At 71.6% G+C, this 9522-nt stretch carries 7 protein-coding genes and 1 pseudogene; 3 read left to right on the top strand and 5 right to left on the bottom strand.

What is annotated here, in order from left to right:
- From ACWGIG_RS33055 to ACWGIG_RS33045, 3 genes are all read right to left on the bottom strand, one after another.
- The coding region (locus ACWGIG_RS33055; RefSeq protein ID WP_453325378.1) for a PucR family transcriptional regulator at positions 1–1057 on the bottom strand (1057 nt) is incomplete at its 3' end.
- Between the two features lie 184 nt (positions 1058–1241).
- Positions 1242–1997 carry a GOLPH3/VPS74 family protein gene (locus ACWGIG_RS33050; RefSeq protein WP_453325377.1) on the bottom strand — a complete coding sequence of 252 codons (756 nt, stop codon included), beginning with the start codon at positions 1995–1997 and terminating at the stop codon, positions 1242–1244.
- Between the two features lie 513 nt (positions 1998–2510).
- Positions 2511–3425 (bottom strand): LysR family transcriptional regulator, encoded by a 915-nt coding sequence (locus ACWGIG_RS33045; protein ID WP_453325376.1) that lies wholly within the window; start codon positions 3423–3425, stop codon positions 2511–2513.
- 101 nt (positions 3426–3526) lie between these two features.
- Between ACWGIG_RS33045 and ACWGIG_RS33040 the strand changes: the two genes are divergently transcribed.
- Positions 3527–4531, top strand: a complete 1005-nt coding sequence (locus ACWGIG_RS33040; protein WP_453325375.1) for an NADP-dependent oxidoreductase — start codon at positions 3527–3529, stop codon at positions 4529–4531.
- Between the two features lie 199 nt (positions 4532–4730).
- Here ACWGIG_RS33040 and ACWGIG_RS33035 read toward each other — a convergent pair whose 3' ends face one another.
- The gene (locus ACWGIG_RS33035; protein WP_453325374.1) at positions 4731–5285 is read right to left on the bottom strand and encodes a dihydrofolate reductase family protein; all 555 of its coding nucleotides are present in this window, start codon (positions 5283–5285) and stop codon (positions 4731–4733) included.
- 526 nt (positions 5286–5811) lie between these two features.
- Here ACWGIG_RS33035 and ACWGIG_RS33030 point away from each other — a divergent pair.
- Positions 5812–8700: an AfsR/SARP family transcriptional regulator gene (locus ACWGIG_RS33030; RefSeq protein WP_453325373.1), complete on the top strand. Its 2889-nt coding sequence runs from the start codon at positions 5812–5814 to the stop codon at positions 8698–8700.
- Between the two features lie 302 nt (positions 8701–9002).
- Positions 9003–9257 carry a hypothetical protein gene (locus ACWGIG_RS33025; protein ID WP_453325379.1) on the top strand — a complete coding sequence of 85 codons (255 nt, stop codon included), beginning with the start codon at positions 9003–9005 and terminating at the stop codon, positions 9255–9257.
- Here ACWGIG_RS33025 and ACWGIG_RS33020 read toward each other — a convergent pair.
- Positions 9165–9379, bottom strand: a pseudogene (locus ACWGIG_RS33020) (class III lanthionine synthetase LanKC N-terminal domain-containing protein); the annotation flags it as partial. The gene ACWGIG_RS33025 and the pseudogene ACWGIG_RS33020 overlap by 93 nt on opposite strands.
- Between the last annotated feature and the right edge of the window lie 143 nt (positions 9380–9522).

Raw genomic sequence — 9522 nt, 5'->3', positions numbered from 1 at the left:
TCTCCAGCGTCCGCAGCAGTTCCGGGTCGTCACCGATCGGTTCGAGGAGGTTCGCGAGGGGGCCGAGGGCCTCGCTGGGACGCGACAGCTGGTACTCCAGGAGTACGTCCTCCAGTCGGTGGAGTCCGGCCGGGCGCTCGAAGAGCTGCGCGACTTCCAGGACCTCGCGGGCCGTGACCGCAGCCCGCGCCACCGCGGTCGGCCCGGCCGCGACGGCCCCCGCGGCGACCTCCGCTCCGGCCGCCCGCCCGAGGTCGGCCACGATCCGCTCCAGGCGGGACCACTCGCGCACCGAGACGCTGTCGGCGCCCCCCTCGGCGGGCAGCAGGGCGACACCACCGTCCGCCGTGAGCGAGGACAGCACCGGGCCACGGAAGTGCCGCTCCAGCTCCATGCGCAGACGTCGGAGTTTGCGGCGACCCGCCACCGCACCGTCGACCCCGTCCGCCCGCTCGTCGGGGTGCATCCCCACCGCGAGGGCGAGCACGAGGAAGCCGGGCGGCAGTGACAGTCCCGCCCGGGTCGCCGCCGCTTCGGCCGGGTCGCCGTCGAGCAGTGCGGACAGCAGTGCGCAGCGTGCGGAGTGCTCGTCGTCGAACACCGTCTGCCGGGCGTCGAGGTAGCCGGCTCCCACGGCGGGTGCGACCCGTTCCAGATAGCGCAGGACCAGGGCGTTGGCGGCCAGCACGTCCGTGACCTCGCCCGGCCGTACATGCGGGGTGAGTGACTCCCACACCACCTGCATGCCCACGTGGTACGCGGTGAGCACCACATCGATCGGAATGCCCTCCTCGGCACGGCGCGCAGCCGACTCCCGCAGAAAGGCCAGCTCGTCGCGGGAGGGGAGCTCCTTCGTCCGCAGGACCTCGGTGAACGAACGCAAGGTCTGTTCGATCACACGCCGGATGTCGCCGCCGAGTTCCTCCCCCGGCAGCAGACCGTAGGCGGGCACTCTCGAAGTGACCTCGGCAAGCACCAGGTCGGTGTAGGCGGCCAGGCCTGCCGTCAGCCGCTCGTGGAGCGGGCGGCCACCCACACTGAAGTCCCCGGTCGTCACCTCGGCCCCACCCCTTCACCGTTCGTATTCCGCCGATCCTCCCACTCGGGCACCGACGACGGGGCCTGTCGGCCAGGTTGGCGAGCACCCAGGGGGGTCGTCGCGGGCGGGTCCCAGCAGGGCCGGCGAGACGGCCCGCGGGGAAGACCCGCCTCCGTGGGACGGCCTCAGTCGTTGCCCGACCTCAGTCGTTGCCCGAGCCGCCGTCGGAGGAGCCGCCCGAGTCCGGTGCCTGGTCCAGTCCGTGGGTGTCGGTGGCAATGTCCTTGTACAGCTTGACGAGTTGCTTCCCGAGCTTTCCGGCGGGCAGGTGGATGTGGACGGTCGGGGTGTCCGCGTCTCCTCCGTCGAGCGGGGCGCCGATCATGAGGGTGTCGTCCTCGGTACGGGCAGCCAGGCGACGGCGTAGCGATGCGCCCCGCACACCGGGGTACGCGGCAGTCGACACGTCCGCCACCCGGACGAGCAGGGCCAGGGCCTGGTCGTACGGGGCAGCGGGCATTTCCGGGCCGGAGTGCGCCACCGAGTCGAGGCGGTCCAGCACGCGGCGGCGGCGCGCCGCGTCGACGGAGAGGATCTCGTACCGGGTGTGGCCGACCGCGTCGCGCCGACGGCGGGACTTGAGCACCTTCTGGTCCTCCAGCCGGGAGAGGTACTCGGTGATGAGCGAGCGCGGAGCCAGGCGCAACCATTCGTACAGCGAGGGCGGCGGGTCGGCCCGGCACAGTTCGGTCAGCACGTTGTTGAGGCGGCGGTCCTCGACGGGCGCGGTGTCGAGGACCGCGATCCGCCGGACGTCGAAGGTGATCCGGCCCGCCAGGCACAGTTCGGACAGTTCCGCGGCCCGCAGGGCGACCCGCAGACGTCCCTCGGAGCGGATCCGTGGACGCCGTCTGCCGGTACCCATCGCGATCAGAAGTAGTTCGTCCCCCATGGTCATGCGGGTCACAGTAGGCGCCGGGGCCCTGCGGACGGGGGGCCTCCGCCGATGCGTGCGATCGCAGGCGGCGAAAGGTCCTCGCCAGGCGCGAACGCCGCGAGCGGGCGTGCCGGGCAACGGGTGCGCCCGACCCGGATTCAGACAGCCCTTGCGCAGCCGCTGGGGCGTGCCACGGCCGGACTGGAGGACCTCGTCCGCAAGGCTCGGTCAGCGGTACCTGCACGGTGGGCGGGCCTGGCACAAGTACCGGGTGAGGCGCGGCGGAAGCGGTCCCCGTCGGCCCCACGACGCCCTGGGATGGCTGCCCTGGGCACGTTGATGCCACAGCTACCGGGAAATCGGGGGGGGGCGAAGGCGCGTTGCAGATCGCTTCTGCGTGGTGCGGCCGTGTTCCGCGGAGTCGCACCGGATTGCCCGTTCCAGTCGTCGTTCTGGCACTGTGGAATCGGCTTCGGGTGCCTGCGGCCCGGGCAGGCGCGCGCTCTCTGCTCCCGCTCATGTTCGGCCCCGCCTTCACCGACGGGCCGCTCTGAGCTCGCGGATCAGGGCGCGGACGGAGACGCTGGCGGCCAGCTCCGGGGTGGTGACGTAGCCCACGGAACGGATCGGGCGCTCGGGTCCGAGGTCGGTGATCTCGATGCCGTCCGGTGCTCCGTTCAGCGAGAGCGCGGGCATGATCGCCATGCCGAGGCCTCTGCTCACCAGCGAGAGCACCGCTCCGTCGTCCTCGGTCAGGACGGTCGCCTTCGGAATCCAGTCCTGCCCGGCCCACCACCGGCGGGTGTAGGAACCGCAGTTCTCGTGCCAGTCCACCAGCGGCAGGGACCGCGGGGTGGGATGGCCGACCGGGTGCACCAGCGAGTAGGGCTCCTCGATGAGTACGTCGCCGATGAGCCCGGCCGGCAAGAGCGAGGCAGCGCCGATCGTTGCGATAGCCACGTCCGCGCGCCCTTCTGCGATCTCGCCGGCGGTGCCCGCACCCAGCTCACGGACGACGTGCACCTCCGGCTCGATGCCGGGGTGGCGGGCGGTGAGGCGCTCCAGGACGGGTGGCAGCAGGTGGAGGGCGGCGCTACGGAATGCGGCGATGCGCAGCGGGCCGACGGCAGTGCCCCGCTCGGCACCGCGGACCTCCGCGGCCAGGATGTCCAGAAGCCGCAGGATCCGGCGGGCGTGGGCAGCGGCGGCGGCCCCGGCCGCGGTGGGCGTCGCGCCCTTGCGGCCCCGCTCGAAGAGGACCGTTCCGACTTTGCGTTCCGTCCCCCGGATGGAGTGCGAGACCGCGGACTGGGTCAGCCCGAGGACCTTGGCTGCTGCCGAGAACCCGCGCTCGCGGTCGACGGCCACGAGGATGCGGAGCTCGTGCGGGGCGAGGTCGGTGGCGGCAGCCGCAGTAGGTGCGGGGGGTACGGGGGCCGTGGCTGTCATCAGGGGTCCCACCTGCTTCTATGAGGGCCCTTCATGGATCGGGCCGTTCCATGAGCGCAACTGTCTCCCCAGCCTTCGCATTCCTCCGTACGGTCACCGTCATGACCGAGACCACGCTCACCGTGCACCAGACCGCCCGCCCCCATGGCTTCCCCACCCCCGGGCACTTTGCCTTCGTCGAGTCCGCGATGCCACAACCCGGCCCGGGAACGGCGCTGGTGGAGAACCTGTACTGGTCGGTGGACCCTTACCACCGCGAAATGATGGACGGGGACTTCGCACTGAACGCTCCCCTGGAGGGCCGCGCCCTCGGCCGGGTCGTGGCCTCCCGGGATCCGGCGCTCCGCGAGGGCGAGATCGTCTTCCACCGGCAGGGCTGGCGTACCCACTCCGTCGTCACCCCCGAAGAGACGCGTACGATCCCCCGCTTCGACGGCGTACCGCTCTCCGCGCACCTGAGCATCCTCGGCGGCACCGGCCTGACCGCCTACGTCGGGCTCACCCGCATCGCCGAACTCCGCGAGGGGCAGGACGTGTTCGTCTCGGCGGCGGCCGGCGGTGTGGGCACGGCCGCCGGGCGACTCGCCCGGCTGATGGGCGTGGGACGGCTGGTCGGCAGCGCGGGCAGGGCGGCGAAGGCCGCTTACCTGACCGAACACGTCGGCTACGACGAGGTCTTCGACTACCACTCGGGCCCGGCGGCGGAGCTGCTCGCCAAGGCAGCACCCGACGGGATCGACCTCTACCTGGACAATGTCGGTGGCGAGCACCTCGAAGCGGCGATCTCCTCGCTGCGTGAGTACGGACGGATCGTGCGGATCGGCACCATCTCCCAGTACAACAGCACCGGCACGCCCTACGCCCTGCGCAACCTTCCCGACATCGTCGAGAAGAGCCTGCGCATGGAGGGCTTCTTGGTCCGCAACTACGCTGATGTGCAGGAGGAGTTGTACGAGTTCGTCGTACCGCACCTGCAGAGTGGACGCGTCACGCTCGATGAGACCGTGGTCGAGGGCTTCGGCGGCATCGTGGACGGGTTCCTGGGCATGCTGCGGGGCGAGAACCAGGGCAAGATCATCGTGCGGGCGGCCGGGGCGGACGTCTGACGGACCGGGCCGGGGAGTGCGCGTCCCAGAGGAGCGGGGGCCTCCTCCGGGCACGGAGCGCACCGGTCGAGCCGAGCGTGCCCTTCGATCGTGGGAAGCCCGACCGATGTGCGCCATGAACTACAGCCGCTGTCAGGCCAGTTGGTGTTCAGCGAGAGTGGGGAACTCGTCCCACGGGAAGGGGGGCATGACAGCATGGCTAGTAGTTCCGACCGTGCTGCTTGCGCACGTGAAAGCGCAGCATGGTGACCCCGCCCGACTGGACGTTGCTGAACGGTTCCAGGTCGATCCGGTCGAGGCCCGGCGGCGCGAAGCGGACGCCGTCGCCGAGCAGCACCGGCAGCACGTACACCAGGATCTCGTCGACGAGGCCGCGCTGCAGACACTGGGCGGCCAGGTCGGCGCCGAGGATCTCCAGGTTCTTGTCGCCGGCCGCACGGCGTGCCGTGGCCACGGCTTCCTCGATGTCGCAGGTGAGAAAGGTGACGTTGGGGTCCGGCTCGTCGGGCGGGCGGTGGGTGAGGACGAACCGCGCCCCACCGTCGTAATCGGTGTTCTCGTCGGACATGCGCTTGCCGACCTCGTACGTGCCCCGGCCGATGAGCATGGCGCCCGTGGCCGCCATGACCTCCGGGAACGTCACCGACGTCATGTGCTCGAAGATCCAGTCCATCGTGTGGCCGGGACCGGCGATGAACCCATCGAGGGACATCACCCTGTTCACGACCACTTGGCCGGTGCTCGCATCCGTCATGCGTCTTCTCCAAGCAGGTGGAGGGCCGGGATCGCATCCTAGGTCGGTGCGCACCATCTTCTCCGGCGGCAGCCACGACCTGGGGTGCGACGGAGCGGGAACGCGCCCGCGCGAAGGACTTCGTGCTGCGTGCCGCAGCACTCGCGGCGAGCGGACATCGCTGGAGCGAACCGGGCCACCACCCGCCCCGCGTGCACGACGATCTGCGCCGCTTCACGACCATGGTGGAGTCCTGCACCCCACCCCCTGACAGCAGCGCCGCACGCGGCTTCCCCGGCGACGGGGCCCTGCCACGATCGCTCCGACCGGTGACGAAGTGTCCCGGCTGACCGGGCGAGGTACACGCATTTGCTGCGGCGCCACTGTGCCGACCGCGCACCAAGCCGCATCAAGATCAACCCCTTGCCCCTTCGAGGCGCATCTCGGCTGAACCCTCAACAGTCGCCCCCCAAAAAGTCCTTACAAACAGCCGACGACACCACGCGTACCCTGACCCTCCATCATCCGTGAAACATGGGGAGATGCAGTGGAGTTCCGGCTGCTAGGCGGAGTGGGGGTGGCGTCCGTCACCGGGGAGCTTCCCCTCGGACCGGTCAAACGGCGCAGCGTACTCACCGTGTTACTACTGCGGTCCAACGCGGTGGTTCCCATGGAGCAGCTGATCGACATGGTCTGGGAGGAGGCCCCTCCCACCCACGCCCGTACCGTCGTTCAAGGGCACATATCGCGGCTGCGTGCGCTGTTCGCCGGTGCCGACCGGCTCGGGGTGCGGCTGGTCACGCGCGGGCCTGCCTACACGCTGGAGATGCCGGACGAGTTCCTTGACGCGCACCGCTTCAAGGAACTCGTCCGCCGCGGACAGGACGAGGAGCGGCCCGAGGACGTGGTGGACGTGCTGCGGAGCGCCTTGGCCCTGTGGCGCGGCCCCGCGCTCACCGGGACCGTGCCAAGTGCCGCGCTGCGTGCCGCGGCCCAGGCTCTGGAGGAGTCCCGGCTGGTCACGGTCGAGCGGCTGGCGCAGGCGTACTGCGGGCTCGGTGACCATCTCCGGGCGGCGACACTGCTGAGGGCCGAGGCGGTGGCGTACCCGTTGAGGGAACCGCTCGCGGCGGCGCTGATGACCGCGCTGTACCGGGCGGGCCACCAGTCCGACGCCCTCGACTGGTTTCTCCGCACTCGCGGCCGTCTCTCGGACGAGCTCGGCGTCGGTCCCGGCCCCGCATTGCGTGCGGCGTACGAGGGGATACTCCGCGGTGACCCGCCCCGAGCGGTTCCGCCGTCGGGGCCGGCGGGGACGACCGAAGCCTGGCGGGCTGCCGACCCCGAGCACCCGGAGGCCGCCGACTGCCCGGACCCCGCCGAAGGTGTCGGCCCGGGCGGACGACCGTACCGGGAAATACGGGCGGACAGCGCCGGGGACAGAGGCAGGGCCGAAGCTGAGGAGAAGAGCGCCGGCACACCCGGGAGTCTCGTCCCGCGACGTGTGGAAACCGTGCGGTGGGTGGCGGGCGGTCCGGCCGTGTTCCAGCGTGCCGTGCCGCGTCTGCTGCCGCGAGCGACGCGCGGGTTCCACGGCCGGGACCAAGAGCTGACAGCGCTCGACACGATCACGGAGGACGGCTCCATCGCGCTGGTCACCGGCGCCGCTGGGGTGGGCAAGACCGCCCTCGCGTTGCACTGGGCGCACCAGCGGCAGGGGGTCTTCCCGGACGGGGTGCTCTTTGCGGACCTGCGGGGTTTCGGCGGCGGGCCCGTCCACCCCGACGACGTCGTCCGGGAGTTCCTGATCGCTCTCGGGATTCCGCCTCGCGGGATTCCCGAGTCGGTGGTGGCAGCCGCGGCCCTGTACCGCGAACTGACCGAGGATCTCGCGCTGCTCGTCGTCCTGGACAACGCCCGCAGCGCCGATCAGGTGCGCCCGCTCCTGCCCTTCGGGACGCGCACGGCCACTTTGGTGACGTCGCGATGGCGCCTGAGCGGTTTGATGGTCTACGAACTGGCCAAGCCGGTACCGCTGGACGTATTGGGACCGGCCGACGCCGTGGCGCTGCTCGCGGCCGCAGTCGGTGGCGGACGGGTGGCGGCCGAACCGGAGGCCGCGGTCGAGCTGTGCGCGCTGTGCGACGGACTGCCGCTCGCGATGCGGATCACAGCCGCACGGCTCGTGACCCGGCCGGGCTGGCGGCTGTCGGATCTGGCCGCCGAGCTCGCCGACGAGCAGCGTCGGCTCTCCCTGCTGTCGCTGGACGACGGCGAGGAATCAGGTGTCTCGGCGGCCCTGCGGCTCACCTTGCAGGGGCTGCCGCCAGGGGCGGCGCGGCTGTTCGTCCGGCTCGGTGCGTTGCCGGGGCCCGACCTGGACCGGTACGCGGCGGCGGCGCTGTGCGACTGCGGTCCTGCTGCTGCGGGCGAGGCGCTCGACCAGCTCACCGGAGCCCACCTGGTCACCGAGTACGTGCCCGGCCGCTACTCCCTGCACGACCTTGTCCGGTTGTACGCGCGGGGGCTGGCCGCCGACGAGGGGGCCCTGCTGCGGCTCCTTGACCACTACATCGTCACCGCACTCGCAGCGGCCACCGCCGCAGCGCCCGAGGACCGGCCCTGCTGCTCGCTGCCCGGGGGCGCCTACGTCCCTTCGGAGCCGAGGCGGTTCACCGGCCGCGACGACGCGCTGCGGTGGTACGCCGCCGAGCGCGAGAATCTCAGCGCTCTGGTCCCGGTGGCCCGTGCCGCCGGCCACGACGACCGGGCCTGGCGGCTGGTCGTCCTCCAGTGGCCCTACCTCACCTGGCATGTGAGGGACGGCTGGGTCCCCCAGTTGGAGCAGGCCCTGAGCGCCGCCTCGGAGCTCGGTGACCCGGATGCCGAGGCCCGCGTCCGAACGCTGCTCGGCTGGGTCCTGTTGGAGGAGGACCGGCTGCCGGAGGCCCTTGCCCATCTTGAGCTGGCCCCGGCACTGGCGGCCCGAGCGGGCGACACGTCCAGTGAGGCGACCGCGCTGGTCAACCTGGCGATGGCGCTGGCCTACGGCGGTGCCACCGAGGCGTCGCTCGCGAGCGTCACCCGCGCGGCCGCGCTGGCGTGCGACGCCGGTGACTCGCTCACGGAGCTCCTCGCGCTGGAGGTCCGTGCCCATCAGCTCCTGGCACGGGGCAAGGCGGCCGAGGCGGAGCGATGTACGGCGTACGGGCTGACGGTGTTGGTTGGGGGGACGGGGTTGGTGGCGCTGCGGCACGTGCTGCTGTGGCTCGCCCGGGGCGAGGCGTTGCTCGTGCTCGGAGAGCCGGAGTCGGCCATGGCGTGTGCCCGGGAGGCACGGGACGAGGCGGAGCGGCAGGGCTTCAAGGAGGGCGTCAAACGGGCCCGCGCACAGTTGGCGGGGTTGACCGAGACCCGGTTGAGGCCGGTGTCGTGACGCTGGAAGCCACCGGTACCGGCGAGCAGTACGCCGTGTTCTTCGCCGACGGTTTCGAGTCGCCGGAGATCGCGGAAGGCTGCGGAGGCACCTCCTTCCGTTGGTGAGCGGTTCGCCGGACCGGGAGCGCTGCGGCGGCGGGATTCAGGGGCAGGTGGCCGGATACGGACCGCCGAGCAGGGGAAGAGGTGGTCGGCGCGGCGGTGGGCGCCGCCCCTCGCCGGGAGTGCGCCGGCCGTTCCTGTGGCGAGGGCCATGGACAGACGGACCAGCTGTGCACCGGGGATGGCGAGACGGTCACCGTGAGGTACGACGTGCCGCCGGAGGTCTCGAAGGTGGCCCTGGAGTACCGGCGTGTCGGTGACTCCGCAACCGGCGGCTGCCAGGAAGGGGAGCAGGCCGGCACGGCCGTCGAGGAGGGCTACGGCCAGGGCGTCCAGGAGTGTCTTCAGCTCCCCGCCGTCGACAAGGTGGACGGTGATGAACTTCCCCGGGGAACCGCGGTGGGCGTACTCGGAGTTGGACACGGCCGGCAGTCGGCCGCTGCGCAGGTATGAGAAAGCCGCGCGCGAGCGGTGCAGACAGCGGCGGTCGCGTCCAGAACGCTCTGGACGGCGGGACCCGCGGCCGATATGTGGATCTTCCAGCCCTGTGACGGCAACGGGCGGCCGAAGAACACCCGCACCCACGTATGGCAGTTGCCGGACCCGGGTCCGGTGGTGCCGACCAGGGCCAGGGGCTCACCGGTGAGAGCGAGGAAGTCGCCGTGGGCCACGGCGGCCAGTGCCGACTCGCCGCCTCGGGTTCGGCGCGGGCCGCGAG

Source organism: Streptomyces sp. NPDC054863 (assembly GCF_053610825.1).
The sequence above is the reverse complement of the archived record's forward strand: the minus strand, read 5'-3'. Positions and strand labels throughout refer to the sequence as shown.

Coding starts and splice junctions, on each gene's coding strand:
- ACWGIG_RS33050 (WP_453325377.1), bottom strand. CDS start 1,997: ATGACCATGGGGGACGAACTACTTCTGATCGCGATGGGTACCGGCAGA.
- ACWGIG_RS33045 (WP_453325376.1), bottom strand. CDS start 3,425: ATGACAGCCACGGCCCCCGTACCCCCCGCACCTACTGCGGCTGCCGCC.
- ACWGIG_RS33040 (WP_453325375.1), top strand. CDS start 3,527: ATGACCGAGACCACGCTCACCGTGCACCAGACCGCCCGCCCCCATGGC.
- ACWGIG_RS33035 (WP_453325374.1), bottom strand. CDS start 5,285: ATGACGGATGCGAGCACCGGCCAAGTGGTCGTGAACAGGGTGATGTCC.